The 16,711-nt window shown below is 58.0% G+C and carries 15 protein-coding genes; 5 read left to right on the top strand and 10 right to left on the bottom strand.

Annotated elements, in window-relative coordinates; genetic code table 11:
* The first annotated feature begins 100 nt into the window (after positions 1 to 100).
* Genes AC2FH0_RS06565 through AC2FH0_RS06555 form a run of 3 tightly spaced genes read left to right on the top strand, consistent with a single transcriptional unit; the run spans position 101 to position 3,393 of the window.
* Positions 101 to 1,213, top strand: coding sequence for an ABC transporter ATP-binding protein (locus AC2FH0_RS06565; RefSeq protein WP_496788870.1), 1,113 nt, complete (start codon positions 101 to 103; stop codon positions 1,211 to 1,213).
* 12 nt (positions 1,214 to 1,225) lie between these two features.
* Positions 1,226 to 2,146, top strand: coding sequence for an ABC transporter permease (locus tag AC2FH0_RS06560; protein WP_271948748.1), 921 nt, complete (start codon positions 1,226 to 1,228; stop codon positions 2,144 to 2,146).
* On the top strand, positions 2,143 to 3,393 hold the full coding sequence (locus AC2FH0_RS06555) for an ABC transporter permease (protein ID WP_142636150.1): 1,251 nt from the start codon (positions 2,143 to 2,145) through the stop codon (positions 3,391 to 3,393). Before AC2FH0_RS06560 ends, AC2FH0_RS06555 begins: the two co-directional genes overlap by 4 nt.
* Before the next feature lie 27 nt (positions 3,394 to 3,420).
* Here AC2FH0_RS06555 and AC2FH0_RS06550 read toward each other — a convergent pair whose 3' ends face one another.
* The 10 genes from AC2FH0_RS06550 to AC2FH0_RS06505 form a co-directional block, all read right to left on the bottom strand.
* Positions 3,421 to 5,340 carry a beta-galactosidase gene (locus AC2FH0_RS06550; RefSeq protein WP_496788869.1) on the bottom strand — a complete coding sequence of 640 codons (1,920 nt, stop codon included), beginning with the start codon at positions 5,338 to 5,340 and terminating at the stop codon, positions 3,421 to 3,423.
* A complete protein-coding gene (locus AC2FH0_RS06545; protein ID WP_496691366.1) occupies positions 5,337 to 6,197 on the bottom strand; it encodes an SMP-30/gluconolactonase/LRE family protein in 861 nt (286 codons plus the stop codon). The genes AC2FH0_RS06550 and AC2FH0_RS06545 overlap by 4 nt, the downstream gene beginning before the upstream one ends.
* Entirely contained in the window at positions 6,194 to 6,799 is a 606-nt protein-coding gene (locus AC2FH0_RS06540) for a 2-dehydro-3-deoxy-6-phosphogalactonate aldolase (RefSeq protein ID WP_496705173.1), read from the bottom strand. Before AC2FH0_RS06540 ends, AC2FH0_RS06545 begins: the two co-directional genes overlap by 4 nt.
* Positions 6,796 to 7,689 (bottom strand): 2-dehydro-3-deoxygalactonokinase, encoded by an 894-nt coding sequence (locus tag AC2FH0_RS06535; RefSeq protein ID WP_496788867.1) that lies wholly within the window; start codon positions 7,687 to 7,689, stop codon positions 6,796 to 6,798. The genes AC2FH0_RS06540 and AC2FH0_RS06535 overlap by 4 nt, the downstream gene beginning before the upstream one ends.
* A gap of 4 nt (positions 7,690 to 7,693) precedes the next feature.
* Positions 7,694 to 8,461, bottom strand: a complete 768-nt coding sequence (locus tag AC2FH0_RS06530; protein ID WP_496691363.1) for an SDR family NAD(P)-dependent oxidoreductase — start codon at positions 8,459 to 8,461, stop codon at positions 7,694 to 7,696.
* Positions 8,461 to 10,170: an IlvD/Edd family dehydratase gene (locus AC2FH0_RS06525; protein WP_496701930.1), complete on the bottom strand. Its 1,710-nt coding sequence runs from the start codon at positions 10,168 to 10,170 to the stop codon at positions 8,461 to 8,463. The genes AC2FH0_RS06530 and AC2FH0_RS06525 overlap by 1 nt, the downstream gene beginning before the upstream one ends.
* A 24-nt stretch (positions 10,171 to 10,194) precedes the next feature.
* A complete protein-coding gene (locus AC2FH0_RS06520; RefSeq protein WP_496677199.1) occupies positions 10,195 to 11,535 on the bottom strand; it encodes an alpha-glucosidase/alpha-galactosidase in 1,341 nt (446 codons plus the stop codon).
* A gap of 22 nt (positions 11,536 to 11,557) precedes the next feature.
* Entirely contained in the window at positions 11,558 to 12,406 is an 849-nt protein-coding gene (locus AC2FH0_RS06515; RefSeq protein ID WP_142636166.1) for a carbohydrate ABC transporter permease, read from the bottom strand.
* A gap of 1 nt (position 12,407) precedes the next feature.
* The gene (locus tag AC2FH0_RS06510) at positions 12,408 to 13,331 is read right to left on the bottom strand and encodes a carbohydrate ABC transporter permease (RefSeq protein ID WP_496788866.1); all 924 of its coding nucleotides are present in this window, start codon (positions 13,329 to 13,331) and stop codon (positions 12,408 to 12,410) included.
* Between the two features lie 94 nt (positions 13,332 to 13,425).
* Positions 13,426 to 14,685: an ABC transporter substrate-binding protein gene (locus AC2FH0_RS06505; protein WP_142636170.1), complete on the bottom strand. Its 1,260-nt coding sequence runs from the start codon at positions 14,683 to 14,685 to the stop codon at positions 13,426 to 13,428.
* Positions 14,686 to 14,825: 140 nt separating this feature from the next.
* Here AC2FH0_RS06505 and AC2FH0_RS06500 point away from each other — a divergent pair, with 140 nt between their 5' ends.
* Positions 14,826 to 15,632: an IclR family transcriptional regulator gene (locus AC2FH0_RS06500; protein WP_496691361.1), complete on the top strand. Its 807-nt coding sequence runs from the start codon at positions 14,826 to 14,828 to the stop codon at positions 15,630 to 15,632.
* Positions 15,629 to 16,687, top strand: coding sequence for an ABC transporter ATP-binding protein (locus AC2FH0_RS06495; protein WP_496788865.1), 1,059 nt, complete (start codon positions 15,629 to 15,631; stop codon positions 16,685 to 16,687). Before AC2FH0_RS06500 ends, AC2FH0_RS06495 begins: the two co-directional genes overlap by 4 nt.
* Positions 16,688 to 16,711: the final 24 nt, after the last annotated feature.

The raw sequence follows: 16,711 nt of genomic DNA, 5'->3' as shown, positions 1-16,711 counted from the left end.
GCCCTCCGCCAAACGCGGGGGGCTCCCAACCCGCACGCCACTGCGTGACGGAACCCATTTGGGTGCGCACCACCAAGCGCATCAATCGGAGATACCAAAAATGAGTGCAGGGGTCGGTGTAGATCTTGAAAACCTGTGGATCCGTTTCGGCGATTTTGTCGCGGTGCGGGACGCAAATGTGAACATAAACGGGGGCGATTTCTTTTCGTTCCTGGGACCATCCGGTTGCGGCAAGACAACGATTTTGCGCGCTGTTTCGGGGTTTCTGGACCCCAGCGAGGGTAAGGTTCTGATCGGTGGTAATGACATGCGCGGCATCGGGCCCAACAAGCGCCCGACTGCCCTGATCTTTCAGAACCTCGCGCTGTTCCCCCTGATGAAAGTCTGGGAAAACATCACTTTCGCGATGGAGATCAAAGGCGCCAGCGCGGCCGAGCGCCGCAAGCGGGCCGATGAGCTGTTGGACATGATCGCGCTGCCGGGACAGGGTGACAAGCTGCCCAGCGAACTTTCGGGTGGTCAGCGTCAGCGCGTGGCGATTGCCCGCGCCCTATGTGCCGAACCCGATGTACTGCTGCTGGACGAACCGCTTTCGGCGCTGGACCTGAAGTTGCGCCAGCATATGCGCACCGAGCTGCGCGAGATTCAGAAGCGTGTCGGTATCACCTTCATCTACATCACCCACGACCAGGGCGAAGCGCTGACCATGTCGGACAATATCGCCGTAATGCGTGCAGGAGTGATCGACCAGATTGCCGATGGCAAGACAATTTACAATGACCCCAACACGGCTTTTGCGGCGTCGTTCGTTGGCGAAAACAACGTTTTCCGCGGCAAGATCAAGCAAGTCATGGGAGATGAGGCGCTGATTGCAACCAACCGATCCGGCGATCTGGTTGCACGGATTTCCACTGTAAATCAGGGTAAGCTGAAAGAAGGCGATGACGCGATGATGTTCATTCGCCCCGAGGCGCTGGCGATTGCACCGGACGGTGCAGTGGGCGACCATTTTGTGACAGCCCGCGTGAACCATGAAGAATTCGAAGGCAACGCTTTCAACATTTTCACAGAAGGCGATGGCGGTAAGGAAATCAAGGTATCGCTGCCCAATCTGGGGCAATCTTTCGATGACCACACGGGTCAGACCATCACGCTGGAATATCAGACCCATAACGCGGTTCTGGTTCCAGCGGGTGAGCTGGCTGCGGAATAAGGGGACCAAGATATGCCCCATTTCTTGAAGGAATTCTTCAACCGCAACGGCCTTGGCATGGGTCTGATGATACTGGGTTTGGTCCTGTTCTGGACCATCGGCCTGATCATCCTGCCGCAGCTGTCTATGCTGGATTTCTCATTCCGGCCAAACCTGCCCCCGCCCGAGATCGGGGGGCCAAAAGATGTCTATACGCTGGAGAACTACAAATACCTGATCTATGGCCCGGAAGGCGGCAGCCAGGACTATAACGCCGTCGATCTGAGGGTGTTTTTCCGCACCCTTCTGGCCGCGGTATGCGTTACGATTTTCAACCTGATCCTGTGCTATCCGATCGCCTATTATCTGGGTCAGTCCAAGGGCAGTCACATCCGCATCTTTGCGATCATGCTGATCATCCCCTACTGGATCAATGAGATCCTGCGCGCCTTTGCCCTGCGGATCATCTTTGGCGAAACCGGTGTACTGAACACGCTGTTCACTGGGCTGGGGGTCTGGGATATGCCGTTTGATTTCATCCGCAATGACATCGCGCTCTATGCCGGGCTGGGCTATGCCTATATCTTGCTGATGATCTTCCCGATGTATAACGTCATAGAAAGTCTGGATAAAAACCAGATCGAGGCGGCGCGAGATTTGGGAGCCCCCTGGTGGCGTATCCATTGGCGCGTGGTCATTCCCTATGCCAAGCCAGGGATCAGTTCGGGCTGTACTATGGTGTTCATGCTGTCCGCGGGTGCGCTGGCCGCGCCGCAAATTCTGGGCGGGCCGTCCTCCCTGTGGTTCACGCAGCTGATCTATCAGCAGTTCAACGACAACAATGACTGGCCGCAGGGTGCCGCCTACGCCATCGTTCTGCTGGTGACCTGTATCTTGTTCGTGCTGGCCGTTATGCGCCTGTTCAAGGTGAATATGGGGGATATAGGGAAATGAATTTGTCCTTCCTCCGTGTAAGCATTTGGGTCTACCTGGTGCTGTTCTTCCTGTACCTTCTGGGTCCGCTGGTGATCATGTCGGTCACGGCCTTCAACTCGTCCGAATTCCCAAGGATGACACCGTGGGAGTGTCTGACCTTCCAGTGGTTTGGCGAATTGTTTCAGGACCAACGTATCCTGAACGGCATCAAGAACTCACTGATCATCGGCGCCGGAACGGTGGTTCTATCGGTGGCGATGGGTCTTGCGGGCGCGCTGATGCTGACGCAGATCTGGCCAAAACTGCGCGCGACCTACTATACGGTCATCATCGCGCCGATCCTGATCCCGGGCGTTGTTCTGGGTATCTCGACACTGGTGTTCTGGGACCGGATCAACCGGATGTTGGGCTTGGGTGCCGACAGTTTCCTGTCAAACGGGATATTCCTGACGGTGATCGGCCAATCCACCTTTATCGCCAGCTATTGCATGCTGGTGCTGGTGGCACGGTTGCAGCGCTATGATATGGCGCTGACCGAGGCCGCGCTGGATCTGGGTGCAACCCATGCTCAGGCGTTCCGCAAGATCATGCTTCCGTTCATGCGTCCGGCGATTGCCAGCGCGGCAGTGCTGGCGTTCTTGGCCTCGTTTGAGAACTACAACACCACCACCTTCACCTTTGGTGAATACCCGACGCTGACCATCGAACTGGCGCAGAAGGTGCGCTATGGCATCACGCCCTCGATCTCGGCGCTGGCCTTCATCATCGTGGCGCTGACGGTGTTCTTTGCCCTGCTGAACGAGGCCAAGCTGAAGCGACAGGAACTGGTGGCTGCTGCACGCAAGAACGCCACGGTCGAGGAACTGGCGGGCAAGATCAAGCTTCCCAGCTTCTTTGCCGGGAACCTTGCTGCGGTTCTGCTGGTTGTCTTTGCGGTTGCCACGATCACTGTGGTCGGAACCGCAACCGCCTACAATCCGGCTCAGTGTGTCGCAGATGTCAAAGAGCAAAAGCGCCTTGAAGCTGATCTGCGTATTCAAGAGCTGCGCAAGCAGCGCGAAGAACAGCGCAAAAAGCGCGAGGCGGAAGCGGCTGAGCAAGAGGGAGAGGGTGCGCAGGAATCGGCCCCGAAACCCTCGAATAACAGCGGTTTCGGCAATGTGTTTGCGCCGAATACTCTGGGTGACGAAGAAGAGGATTCTGGTACTGAAACGCCTTCGGGCAATGGCGGTGCCTTTGATCCCAACAGTTTGCAGGCGAACTAAGCGCCTCGCAGTTTGCGCCCGCCGGGGTTACCCCTCGGCGGGCGTGTCATTTTCCTGAATGAACACATCACAGGCTTCGATCATCCGGCCGTTCCATTCAACCGGCGCCGAATTGTAGTTGATCAGGAATGTATGCCCGGCGGTCTGGCGCCGCCGCAAACCCTGAGGCATCGGATGCAAGGCAATGCCTGTCAGAGCAGCGGCCATGCTGATCACGCGATCCCATAACGTGTCATCCGGGAACCCGGCCAGATACCACATGTGGTCGGTCCCTTTCAGGGCAGGTGTTCCGTCTTGAAATGTCAAAAGGCCCGGGGCCTTTCCTGACAGGCGGTCGACCCAGTGACGGGCTGCGCCGCCACCATCAACTTCCCGGGTCACCTGAGGGGGCAGGGTTTCCACAAGATCGACAGTGCAATCCAGTGCAGTCAGCCCGGGGCGACCAGTTGCGGGTATCTGAAAGTCCTGCGTGATGGCGCCAGAGCGCGGGCCCAGAACAGCCAGATCACAACCATTGGTCAGGCGTTGTTCCAGATCGGGTCCGATGGTCGCCAGACCCGGTGCAAGGATCACCTTATATCCCGCCTTTGGGATGTTATCCGCAGGCAGGAAATCCACTGACAATCCAGCCCGGCGCAGGGCTTGGTAGGTTGAAAAGACCAGTTTGAAATAGTCGAACCCAGCCCCTTGAGGTTGCGTCGCCCAGGCCCAATCCGAGGCATAGTCGAACAGGATCGCGACATCCGCTCTGGCCTGTGTGATTGCTCCCAGCCCGGCCAGATCATCGGCGGTTTGGCGTGCCTCGGCCAAAGCCGGGGCAGAGCGGTTGTCCGGCGTCAGCAGCCCTGCATGCATCTGTTCTTGCGCAAAGGGCGCCTGCCGCCAGCGGAAATAGCTGACCACCTCGGCCCCATGCGCCACGGCCTCAAGCGACCACAGGCGCACCATACCGGGCAGAGGCGCAGGGTTGTAAGGGGCCCAGTTCACCGGGCCGGGTTGCTGTTCCATCACCCACCAACGCCCGCGCCCCACAGCGCGATACAGATCGTGATGAAAGGCCTGCATGTCGGGATCGCCTTGCTGCAGAAAGGCCGACTTATGTGCCTTATCCGCCTCAAGCCGGTCAGATAGAAACCCGATCGGATAGCTGTCCCATGTGGCGATATCCAAATCGGCACCCACTGCGAAGTGGTCGAAATCCAGCACACGCCCCATGTAATTGTGCAGCAAAGGCGCATCGGTCAGGGGCCGCAGCACTTCGACCTGTGCTCTGTTGAAGGCCACCACCTGATCTGAACTGAACCGCCGGAAGGCCAGAACATGGGCCGGGTTGGGTTCTGTTACTGTCAGGTTCGGCAGGTCGATCTGATCAAACCTGTCATATTCCATTGACCAGAACACATTTCCCCACGCTGCATTCAGGGTTCCAATCGTGCTGTATTGACCTTCCAGCCAGTTTTGAAAGGCGTGTAGGGCGGGTTGGCTATAGCTGACAGTGGTGTCGTGGCAGCCATATTCATTGTCGATCTGCCATGCAGCGACATGCGGGTTGCGCCCATAGCGTTCGCCCATGACACGTGCGATCCGAACGCATTCTTCGATATACCCGGTATGGCTAAAGCAATAATGTCTGCGAGAGCCGAACTTGCGCGGCTGACCCTGCGCATCCACGGCAAGCATGTCCGGGTATTTGTCCAGCATCCAGCGTGGCGGCGTCGCTGTTGGCGTGCCCAGCACCACTTTCAACCCGGCAGCACCTAAGGTTTCGATCGCGCGATCCAGCCAGTCGAAGTGCAGATCGTCAGACGTGGGCTCCATCTGGCTCCAGCCGAACTCGCCTATCCGTACCCATGTCAGGCCGGTTTCGACCATACGTGCTGCATCGTCCGCCCACATCACCTCTGGCCAATGTTCGGGGTAATAGCAAACGCCAAGTTTGGGGTTCATAGGATGACTCTGTGTTCTGCCTGACCTTTGCCTGCGTCGGGCGCGGCAAAGGTCATTCCGTTGGTAGGTTGGGTTTCAATCTGTGCCGCATCCAGCCCTTGGCGAGCGGTGGTGCAGAACAGCGTTGTCAGGTCTGGCCCGCCAAAAGCCGGGCACGAGGCATGGGCCGCGTCAAAACCGACTGCCTTCAGGAACCGACCCTCAGGCGAGTAAGCAGCCACGCGGTTGGCGCCCCATTGGGCGATCCAGATATTTCCGCTCGTATCGACCACCGCGCCATCAGGGTTCAGCTGGTCTTTGGTAAGGTCGAGGAACACGGTGCTTTGGCCTTCTGGCCACCCGGTTTCCGGGTCCAAACTCCAGCGCATGACCTGTCTGGTGACCGTGTCGGTGAAATAGGCGCAAGAGCGATCCGGCGCAAAACAGATGGCGTTCGAGATCGTGACATCCGGCACCAGCCGCCGCAGCTCTCCGCGCCAGAACCGATAGATGGACCCTGCGCCGGGTTCGGCGTTCTTGCCCATGGTACCAATCCAGAAACCGCCCCAGGGGTCAGCGCGGCCATCGTTGGAACGGGTGACGGTATTGTCCGCTTCAAGATGGGTAACCAAGGCACGTTCGCCGGTTTTCAGGTCAAACCGCCATAGCCCGGTTTCAGATGCCATCAACAGCGTGTCTTGGTCCACCCAGCCCGCGGCCGAGACATTTTCGGGGAACTGCCAGCTTTGCTGTTGCCCGTCCTTCTGGGTCATCAGGCGGTTGCCTGTGATGTCGAACCAGAACAGCTGTGCGCGCTCCGGGTGCCACAATGGCCCTTCGCCCAGATCGCAGGGACGGTCGTCAAACACGACACTCATTGGGTGGCCTTGTCATAGGCCAAGACGATCTTTCGCGCGCGCTCTGCAATGTCGGCAACGGCCATTCCCGGTTTATACAGGGCTGAGCCGATCCCGAACCCGTCCGCCCCGGCCTTGAGCCAATCGGCAAAGTTTTCAGGGCCCGCCCCACCCACAGCAAAGACAAGCGCGTCCTTGGGCAGGATCGGGCGTATTGCGGCCAGGCCCGAGGGCCCCGCCATCACGCCCGGAAACAGTTTGAGCCCGGTTGCCCCTGCGCTGAGCGCGCCAAAGGCCTCGGTCGGGGTATAGACGCCTGGCCAGCTTTGTATGCCCAGTTTGATAGTCTGCTGTATCACCTCAGCGTCGAAATTTGGCGAGACGATCAGCTTGCCGCCGACCCCGGCCACCGCATCGACCTGTTCGATGGTCAGGACGGTTCCGGCGCCGATCAATGCGCGATCGCCGAAACGTTCCGCCAGAATGCCGATGCTGGTCAACGGATCAGGTGAGTTCAGGGGCACCTCGATCCGGTCTATGCCCGCGTCGATCAGGGCATGCCCGACTTCGGCGGCCTCGGTGGGTTGCAGACCGCGCAGAATTGCAATGATAGGACGGCTCATGCGGTTTGCCTCGTCAGATTTCGGGCCTGCAAAAGACCTGCCAATGTAGATTGCGTGCTGTCGGCTATTTCAACAAATGCACCCTGCTGCTTCAGCGCGATGGCATAGATTTCCGAGAGGCTATGGTCCCCGATAATGGCAATCTGCTGGCCCAACCAATAGGGACGGGACGCGGCCAGTTCCGCTCCGATCAGGTATCCCGACAGACGCGCACGTGCGACACCGGAGTCCTGACCCTGCAGCAGATCAGTGGCCCGCAGGCCGAAAAGGCGCGCGGCAAGTTGTTCCGGTCGGGACAGGGCATCCGCAACAGCCTCGGCAAAAGCCGCGTCGTCCCAGCCTTCGCTGACCGTATGTTTCAGGACGGATTGATTGCTGAGCAATCCGAAGATTTCGCCTGTCATGAATGTGCGGAAGCTGACGACTTCATCCGCGCTGACCTGTACCCATTTGGTATGCGTTCCGGGCAGGCAAATGATGCCGTCCCAGTTTGGCCGGTGGGCCAGAAAACCGGCGATCTGTGTCTCTTCTCCGCGCATGACATCGGGGGGGTTTGTTTGCTTTAGCCCGGGTACGACAAAGGCGCGGATACGGGGGTCTGTTGCCGGAACGCGGACAGGTGCATCGGGAACAGGAACCGAAGGTACAGCGGAATATGGAGCCTCGACCCAGCCTTGACGCGCACCCACCATACCGCAGGCGACCACATCCATGACCGTATCGCCAAGCCAGCCCTCGATCAGGTCCAGCAGTGCTTTTTGAAACCCATCCCGGGGAATTTGGTCCATGCCGCTTGCGGACTGAGCCTGGTCCAGAATGGTGTCACCCTGCATTGCCCATGCCCGCAGATGAGTTGTTCCCCAATCAACAGCGATCCATTCGATTGTCATGTTCTCATCCTGTTACTACAACACCGCCATCAACGGCCATGCATTGCCCGGTCATGGCGCGACTGGCTTCCGACGCAAGAAACAGGGTCGGTGCGATCATATCCTCGGGCGTCAGGTGGTCCTTTAGGCATTGGCGTTCCAGATGTGCGGCCAGATCTTCTGGCGTGGCCCACATGTCCAGCTGTTTCTGTGTCAGAACCCATCCGGGGGCCAGCGCATTAACGCGGATTTTCTGCGGGCCAAGCTCGCGCGCCAACGACCGGGTCATCCCGGTGATCCCGGCATTTGATGTCGTATAGATCGGATAACCGGAATTACCCATCATATAGCTGATCGAGCTGAAATTGATGATTGATCCGCCCTTGTCCTGCATTTGACGTGCGGCTTCTTGGCAGGCAAAGAAATACGCCTTCAGATTCACCTCGATCATCCAGTCCCAGAATTTGGGCGTGGTTTCGTCAAGCGAATGGCGTTTGTCGTTGGCGGCATTGTTGATCAGCACATCAAGGGGGCCATGGGCCTCGGCGGCTTTGGCCATTGTGGCGCGCAGCAGGTCGGTATCTGTCATGTCGCCTTGCAGAAACAGCGGCCCGCGCCCGTGCTTGGCGCGCATCTCATCAACAAAGGCACTAGCGTCGGAGCGCCCGATAAAGGCGACCTGCGCACCCTGCGCCAGAAATCCGTCCGTTAAAGCGGCCCCGACACCAGAACCACCTCCGGTGATAAAGACGGATGCACCGTTCAGGTCGTGGAAAGTGGCGGGTTGGTCCATCAGTGGCTCTCTCTGGTCACAAGGCGGGTGTCTTTGCCGACAAGAAAATCCAGGTCCGCACCCTGATCGGCCTGCAGGACGTGGTCTATGTAAAGCTTGGCATAGCCGCGGGTGTAATGCGGAGCATCCGGTTGCCATGCGGCGCGTCGGGCGTCCAGTTCAACTTGGTCAACCAGCAACTCGAGCGCGCCCTTGCTAGCGGATACACGGATACGGTCTCCGGTTTTGACCAGCGCCAGCGTGCCACCGGCCTGCGCCTCGGGGCTGACATGCAGGATGACCGTGCCAAAGGCGGTGCCGGACATCCGTGCGTCCGAGATACGGATCATGTCGCGCACACCGTCCTTCACCAGCTTGGCCGGGATCGGCATATTGCCAACCTCGGGCATGCCGGGATAACCCTTGGGTCCACAGCCTTTCAGCACCAATATGGTCTCGGGCGTCACCGGCAGGTCATCCCTGTCGATATTGGCCTTCATATCTTCGATGCTTTCGAAGACATGGGCCACAGCCTCGGTCTCCAACAGTGCGTCCGTGGCCGCCGAAGGTTTCACAATGGCCCCGTTCGGCGCCAGATTTCCGCGCAGCACACGCAGGCCTGCGGCAGGTTTCACTGGGTCGTTGAAGGGACGGATCACATCGCGGTTGAAACATTCTGCACCTTCGTAATGGGCCGAAATATCCTTGTTCAGAACCGTTTTGGCGGGTCGTAGGAAGGGTTTGAGTTCGTTTAAAACCACAGGCACGCCACCTGCATAGCAGAAATCCTCCATCAGGTATTGGCCCGAGGGCATACAGTTCACAAGCAGCGGGATATCCGACCCGATCTCAAAATCCTTCAGTGTCAAGTCGATGCCTACACGACCGGCCAAAGCCAGCAGATGCACCACGGCGTTCGTCGATCCGCCCACGGCAGCATTGGCCAGAATGGCGTTTTCAAAGGCTTCTTTGGTCAGAATGTCCGAGGGTTTGAGGTCTTCATCCACCATCTCGACAATCCGCTTACCCGTCAGATGCGCCAGCGCCATTCGGCGAGCATCTACGGCGGGTAGCGCGGCGTTGGTGGGCAGGCTCATGCCCATCGCTTCGACCAGGGAAGCCATGGTCGACGCGGTGCCCATGGTCATGCAGACACCGGCGCTGCGCGACATGCCGGATTCAGCACTCATGAAATCCTGCAGGGTCATTTCCCCGGCGCGCACGGCTTCGGAAAACTTCCATACATCCGTGCCCGAGCCGATATCCTGTCCGCGATACTTGCCGTTCAGCATCGGGCCGGAACTGACAACGATTGAGGGCAGATCGACCGAGGCGGCACCCATAAGTTGCCCCGGCGTAGTTTTGTCACAGCCACCCAGTAGAACCACGCCGTCAATCCCATAGGCGCGGATGGATTCCTCGACATCCATGGCCAGCAGGTTGCGAAACAGCATGGCGGTGGGCTTCATCTGCGTTTCACCCAGCGACATGACCGGGAATTCGACCGGGAAGCCGCCGGCCTCCCACACGCCGCGTTTGACGCCTTCGGCCAGATCGCGCAGGCCGGAATTGCACGGCGTCAGTTCGGACCATGTATTGCAGATGCCGATAATGGGACGCCCGTCAAAGGCATGGTCGGGAAAGCCCTGGTTCTTCATCCAGGACCGGTGGATGAAACCATCCTTGTCCAGCTTGCCGTACCAATGCTGCGAGCGGCGTTTTTTTGTCATTATTGTCAGCCCTTTAATATTTGGTCATGCCGCTTTGGCCGGTTTGCACCAGCCTGGCAACCAATCCGCATGCGCGATCAAAAGATCGCTGACCAGATTGCGGATCTGTCGCAGGTCAAGCTCGGCGGCGGTATGTGGGTCCATCATGGCGGCGTGGTATATGTATTCGGGGTTCTGGTCGGTCAGCGCCCGCACGGTCAGTTCCTGCACGTTGATCTGGGTGCGCATCAGCGCAATCAGCTGCGGTGGGATGTCGGTCACGACCGAGGGTTGCACCCCGTTGCTGTCCACCAGACACGGTGTTTCTACGGCGGCCCCCAAGGGCAACTGTGGGATCTGGCCGGTATTGGGCAGGTTGCCATAGGCGGTGTAGGGCGTATTGGTCACGATGGCGTTCATCAGATCCGCCGCGAATTCGTGGCTGCGACATACCTCTACCGCCCGCCCGTCGGTCAGGGTTTTTGCCTGTTCCTTCCAGTCCTCGACCTGTTCCACGCAACGGGTGGGATACTCATCCAGCGGGATCGAGAACTGTTCGATCAGATCTTCGCGCCCGTCTTTGATGAACCAGGGCACATATTCGGCCAGATGTTCCGAGCTTTCGGTGCAGAAATAGCCCAGATGATCCATCACTTCGTATCGGACCTTGTTGGGGCAGCGTGGCATCAATAGGGGCGGTTTCGGCAGTTGTCCACCGGCATATCCCTGTCGGAGCGCAGGATAGAGATCGCGGCCCTGATGCTCGAGCTTGAGGAAGAAAGCCACATGGTTGACGCCTGCGACCTTATAGCGAAACTCCTGCTTGGGCAGCTCCAGATCATGGGCCAGTTCCTCGACCGTGTTTTGCACCGAATGGCACAGTCCGACATGTTTCAATGTCGGAAACCGTTCGGCCAAAGCCCAGGTGTTGATCGCCATCGGGTTCACATATTGCAACAGCGTCGCGTTGGGGCAGAGCTGCATCATGTCCTGCGCCACGTCCCACAGAACCGGAACGGTGCGTAACCCGCGCATGATTCCGCCCACGCCCAGCGTATCGGCGATGGTTTGACGCAGGCCATATTGCTTGGGGATCTCGAAATCAGTCACTGTACAGGGGTCATACCCGCCGATCTGAAAGGCGGTAATCACGAAATCCGCCCCCTCCAATGCGGCGCGTCGATCGGTATGGGTGGTTATGGTGGCCCCCGTGCCGACCGAGCGCACCATGGCGCGGGCCACGGATTCGCTCTCAGCCAGGCGCTGTGTGTCGATATCCATCAAGGCAAAATGGCTGTCGGCCAGGGCGGGGGTCAAAAGGGCATCGCCCACGATATTGCGCATGAAGATCGTGGAACCGGCCCCGATAAAAGTGATTTTGGTCATCAGGCAAACCTTTAGCTTGATGTTATTTTACGGCACCGAGTGTCAGGCCCGCGATAAAATGTTTCTGCATCAGGAAGAACATAGCAACCGGCGGCAGCGCCGCGACAATGGAACCGGCACTCATCAGCTGATAGGCGGCGCGGAACTGCGCGTTAAAGCTGGTGATCCCTGCGGTTACAGGCTGGCTCTCAGCACCTTGCGTCAGCACTACAGCCCAGAAATAGTCGTTCCAGATGAAGGTAAAGATCAGCACACTGAGCGCCGCAATGGCGGGCTTCATCAGCGGCAGCACCACGTACCAGAAGATACGCCATTCACTGATCCCTTCGACCCGCGCCGCCTCGATCAGTTCAAAGGGCAGGGCGCGGATGAAATTCCGCATGAACAGGGTGCAAAACCCGGTCTGGAACGCGATGTGAAACAAGACCAGCCCGGTCTTGGTGTTGTACAGGCCCAGGTCCAGCGTTAGGTCGCGCACGGGCACCATGAGGATTTGGAAAGGCACGAAATTGCCCGCTACGAACAGGAAGAAGATCCAAAGGTTCGATTTGAATTTGTAGATGCCGAGTGCAAACCCCGTCATGCTGCTGAGCGCGACGCACCCGATGACCGTGGGAACGGTGATCAGGAAGGAATTCATCAGATAGCGCGGCATATCCGAATTGAAAAACACCTGCCCATAGTTGAATGCGCCCTCAAAGCTGGACGGCATCCCCCAGTAGTTGGCATTGGTGAAATCCGCGGCGGGTTTGACCGAGAACAGGGCGACGGCCAGCAAAGGCCCGAGCCACAAAAGCAAGGCCAGCGGCAGCAACGCCTGATAGGTGATCTGCGCTGCACGAGGTTGTTTTTCGATTGGCTTGGGAAACATCTCAGTGCCCCCTTTCTTCGCGGTACATTGACCACAGGAAATAACCGATGAAACACAGCATGATCAGGAACAGGATCACCGCGATAGCCGCGCCATATCCCATGCGGAATCCGTATTCGGACAAGGCGACCTCGAACATGTAATAGGCCAGCACGCGCGATGATCCGAACGGACCGCCCTGTGTCATGATTGAGATCAGGTCAAAGCTGCGAAGCGCACCAATGATGGTGACGACAAAGGCAATGAAGGTGGCAGGGCGGAGTTGCGGCAGGATGATATGCCACAACATCCGCCAGCTCTTGGCACCGTCCAGCCGCCCGGCTTCGATCTGTTCGGGGTCCACAGCGTTGAGGCCGGTCAGGTACAGGATCATGCAATAGGCGGTTTGTGGCCAGAGGCCAGCAAAGATGATGCCATAGGTGACGAAACGCTCGTCGCCCAGCACGTTCACCGGGCCCATGCCAAAGAATCCGAGGAATTCGTTCAACAGGCCGAATGTGGGGTCATAGAACCATGTGAACACTAGGCCAACAACTACCTGAGAAATCACGAAGGGGAAGAAAAACAGGGATTTATACAGGCGGATGCCCCAGACCGTCTGGTTCAGGAACAGCGCAATGAACAGACCCGCCGGAATCGCCGCCAGATAGAGCAGCAACCAGATCAGGTTGTTTTTGAGCGAGATGTAAAAGGCGTCCCGATCCGACCATTCCCAGTACAGGTCTTCATAATTGCGAAATCCGACATATTCGGCAGCCCCCAGGCCGTCCCATTCGTAAAGCGACAGGTTGAAGGACTGAAAGACCGGAATGATCACATAGACCATAAAGAACAACAGGCCCGGGGCCAAAAATAACCAGGGCGCGATGCGCTGTTGGTTTCGGTGGAACCAGCTTTCCTGTTGGTGGGTATCGACGGCGGTCATGGGCGTCCCCGGTTCTGGTAGGCGGAGTAAGGCGGGTTGATACCCGCCTTACGCAGGTCATGGCTCAGGATGGGCTTTGCCAATCCTGACCGGTTCAGTTGTCGTAGATGCGCTGACGCGCCCGTTCGAGTTTGGCCAGGATTTTGTCCGCATTGTCTGGCTTGACCATGAATTCCTGGAAGCCTTCCATCGACGCCTTGGCCATTTCTGCCGGTGCGTCGCGGTCCCAGAACTGGGCGACTCCGCCCGGGCTGTTTGACGACAGCATGGTAAAGCCCTGCTGCAGGAACTTGTCGGCATCTACCGAGGACTGAGCATTGACCGGCAACTGGCCGAGATTCGAGCCATTGTTGATCTCGGTCTGTTCATCCGCAGACACAACGAAGCGCAGGAATTCACGGGCGGCTTCTTTGTTTGCCGCGTTTGACGGGATGTGGAACGTGTCGGTCGGTGCATCTTCGGCCAGTTCGACATCGGGGTTGATGGCAACAAACTGGTAGAAGTCCAGCTGGTCATCACTCAGGCCCGCCTCACGCAGTGGCGCCACGGCGAAGTTGCCCATCAGATAAGCCGCCGCATCACCGTTGACCATGAAGGGCAGAGCTTCTTGCCAGCTATAGGTCTGGTGATTGTCGATGAAGGCACCCATATCGATCAGCTGTTTCCAGTTGGCGAAGGTCTGCTTGACCCGGTCATCCTCCCAGCTGATTTCACCATTGGCCAGCTGGTTGTGGAAGTCATAGCCGTTGGTGCGCATGTTCAGGTAGTCGAACCAGCCACCGGCAGTCCACAGGAACTTGGTGCCGATCGTATAGCAGGCGCGACCTGAATCGACGATCTTCTGGCAATTCGCCAGCTCTTCTTCCCAGGTTGCGGGCTCGGTCAGGCCCAGCTCGTCAAAGATGTCTTTGCGATAATAAACGCCCCACTGATAGTAGGTGTAGGGCACGCCCCATTGTTTGCCGTCGATCGTCATCGCACCTTTGGTTGAGGCCAGATTGTCCGCAATCGCAGGTTCCGCCCACAGGTCCGAGACGTCTTCGAACAGGCCAGCCTCGACATAGGGTTTCATCCGATTCGCCGCGTACCACGTGGCGACATCCGGCGTATCCGCAGTCAAGAAGTTGCGGATCTGGGTTTTGTAGGCCTCGCGGTCGATCACCGTTGTCTCGATGGCCAAATCCGGATGCTGTTGCTGAAATCTGTCGATCATTGCTTCCATCGTGGCCCGGGGTGCCGGGTTCGATGTGTCCAGGAATATCCGCAATTCGCCGGTAAGCTCGGCAGAGGCGGGAACAGCAAGTGCAACGCTCATGGCCAGCGCGGCCGTGGTGCGCTTGTAGATGGAATGCATGGTTTCCTCCCTTAGCTTCCATTTTAGTTCCATATATTGGAACTTAGTTTTATATGTTGAAAACTACACATCGACTCGGTTAGTCTTGTCAAGACCCTCGTGGCTGCGGCCGCAGGTTAATCGGAGGAGACAGAGCGCCCGTGGCAGGTGATGGAACGATAGGGAAAGCATGTGACGTGCTGGATCAGGTGGCCGCGTTTCAGCGGCCAATTCGCTTTGCGGAACTGCTGGAAAGCAGCCGCTTTCCCAAAGCAACGCTGTATCGGTTTCTGCAATCCCTTACCAATCAGGGGATGTTGTCCTATGACCCGGATAGGCAGACCTATGCGCCGGGTTTGAGGCTGGTTCGGCTGGCCCATGCGGCGTGGACGCAAAGCTCACTGGCGCCGATCGCAAGGCCGTTTCTTGATACGCTCAGCGGTGAAACGGGCGAGACTGTGCATCTGGCGCAGCTTGATTCTGGTCAGGTTCTGTATGTCGATAAGCGCAATGCTGCCCAGCCGGTTGAGATGTATTCACAGGCGGGCAAGGTCGGACCGGCCTATTGTACAGGTGTGGGCAAGGCGATGATGGCCTTTCTGGACGAGGCTGAGCTGAACAAGGTGATCTCACAGCAAAGCTTTCACCGGTTTACGGATAAGACCTTGGCCTCGGAAGCTGCGCTGCGGTCCGATCTAGAGCTGATCCACAGCCGGGGCTACGCCCTGGACGATGAAGAACACGAGACGGGGATCATTTGTGTTGCCTGCCCGATCCGAACGCCGGGCGGGCGGATGCTGGGTGCAATATCGGTGACCGGCTCGACCGAGCGGATGAATTTCGACCAGCTCGAGGCTTGGATTCCCCGCGTGCGCCGGGTGGCCGAACAAATCGCGGCCGAAGCTCAGGCCTGGCGGTTCCCTGAAACACGCCCCGATGGCCAGAAGGACAGGATACAAGCGACATGACCGGAGTAACTCTGAACCAAACGATCAAACGTTACGGCCAGACGCAGGTGATACACGGTATCGACCTCGAAATTGAGGATGGTGAATTCTGTGTCTTTGTCGGCCCATCGGGATGTGGAAAATCCACTTTGTTGCGGATGATCGCAGGGCTTGAGGAAACGACCGAAGGCCAAATTCATATCGGCGCGCGCGAGGTGACACATCAGGACCCTGCGAAACGGGGCGTGGCGATGGTGTTCCAGACCTATGCCCTGTACCCGCATATGACTGTGGCCGAGAATATGGGGTTTGGCCTGCGGATGAACGGCGTGGCCAAAGCCGAGATCGACAGGAAGGTTCAGGAAGCCTCGGGTATCCTGAAGCTGGACCAGTACCTGAAGCGCAAACCCAAGGCCCTGTCGGGTGGTCAGCGCCAACGCGTTGCCATCGGGCGTGCGATTGTGCGCGGCCCCGAGGTGTTTCTGTTCGATGAACCTCTGTCCAACCTGGACGCCGAATTGCGCGTTGAGATGCGTGTGGAAATTGCCCGGCTTCACAATGAAATTGGCGCGACCATGATCTATGTGACTCACGATCAGGTCGAGGCGATGACCATGGCCGATAAGATCGTGGTGCTGCGCGATGGTCGGATCGAACAGGTTGGTGCGCCGATGGATCTGTATCGGGATCCAGATAACAAGTTTGTAGCAGGGTTCATTGGCTCGCCTGCCATGAATTTTCTGGATTGCGACATCGTTGATGGTCAGGTGACTCATCCGGCGATCACTCAGCCTCTGCCTGTCCCAGCATCGGTTCCTTTGGGTCTGTCTCGGGTCACGCTGGGTATCCGCCCGGAACATATTCAGGTTGATCGGTCGGGCGATACCTGCACCGTTGATCTGACCGAGGCGCTTGGCGGCGTCAGCTATTCCTATTTGCTGACATCGAATGGCGACAAGCTTATCGTTGAAGAGCGCGAAGACGAGCGCTGTAAGCAGGGTACACGCATCGGTATTTCGATCCGCCCGGAACGCACCATGCTGTTTGATCCTGAAACCGGTCTGCGGTTGAGATAATCGCCGTTTAGACAGTCAAAAACA

The sequence above is a fragment of the Ruegeria sp. CDSC051 genome, from assembly GCF_059610665.1.
This window is presented reverse-complemented; position numbering and strand designations above follow the sequence as displayed.

Excerpts from the sequence above, each read along its gene's own strand:
- AC2FH0_RS06510 (WP_496788866.1), bottom strand. The coding sequence starts at position 13,331 with ATGACCGCCGTCGATACCCACCAACAGGAAAGCTGGTTCCACCGAAAC.
- AC2FH0_RS06495 (WP_496788865.1), top strand. The coding sequence starts at position 15,629 with ATGACCGGAGTAACTCTGAACCAAACGATCAAACGTTACGGCCAGACG.
- AC2FH0_RS06545 (WP_496691366.1), bottom strand. The coding sequence starts at position 6,197 with ATGAGTGTCGTGTTTGACGACCGTCCCTGCGATCTGGGCGAAGGGCCA.
- AC2FH0_RS06505 (WP_142636170.1), bottom strand. The coding sequence starts at position 14,685 with ATGCATTCCATCTACAAGCGCACCACGGCCGCGCTGGCCATGAGCGTT.
- AC2FH0_RS06560 (WP_271948748.1), top strand. The coding sequence starts at position 1,226 with ATGCCCCATTTCTTGAAGGAATTCTTCAACCGCAACGGCCTTGGCATG.
- AC2FH0_RS06520 (WP_496677199.1), bottom strand. The coding sequence starts at position 11,535 with ATGACCAAAATCACTTTTATCGGGGCCGGTTCCACGATCTTCATGCGC.
- AC2FH0_RS06525 (WP_496701930.1), bottom strand. The coding sequence starts at position 10,170 with ATGACAAAAAAACGCCGCTCGCAGCATTGGTACGGCAAGCTGGACAAG.
- AC2FH0_RS06535 (WP_496788867.1), bottom strand. The coding sequence starts at position 7,689 with ATGACAATCGAATGGATCGCTGTTGATTGGGGAACAACTCATCTGCGG.
- AC2FH0_RS06530 (WP_496691363.1), bottom strand. The coding sequence starts at position 8,461 with ATGGACCAACCCGCCACTTTCCACGACCTGAACGGTGCATCCGTCTTT.
- AC2FH0_RS06515 (WP_142636166.1), bottom strand. The coding sequence starts at position 12,406 with ATGTTTCCCAAGCCAATCGAAAAACAACCTCGTGCAGCGCAGATCACC.
- AC2FH0_RS06550 (WP_496788869.1), bottom strand. The coding sequence starts at position 5,340 with ATGAACCCCAAACTTGGCGTTTGCTATTACCCCGAACATTGGCCAGAG.
- AC2FH0_RS06555 (WP_142636150.1), top strand. The coding sequence starts at position 2,143 with ATGAATTTGTCCTTCCTCCGTGTAAGCATTTGGGTCTACCTGGTGCTG.
- AC2FH0_RS06540 (WP_496705173.1), bottom strand. The coding sequence starts at position 6,799 with ATGAGCCGTCCTATCATTGCAATTCTGCGCGGTCTGCAACCCACCGAG.
- AC2FH0_RS06565 (WP_496788870.1), top strand. The coding sequence starts at position 101 with ATGAGTGCAGGGGTCGGTGTAGATCTTGAAAACCTGTGGATCCGTTTC.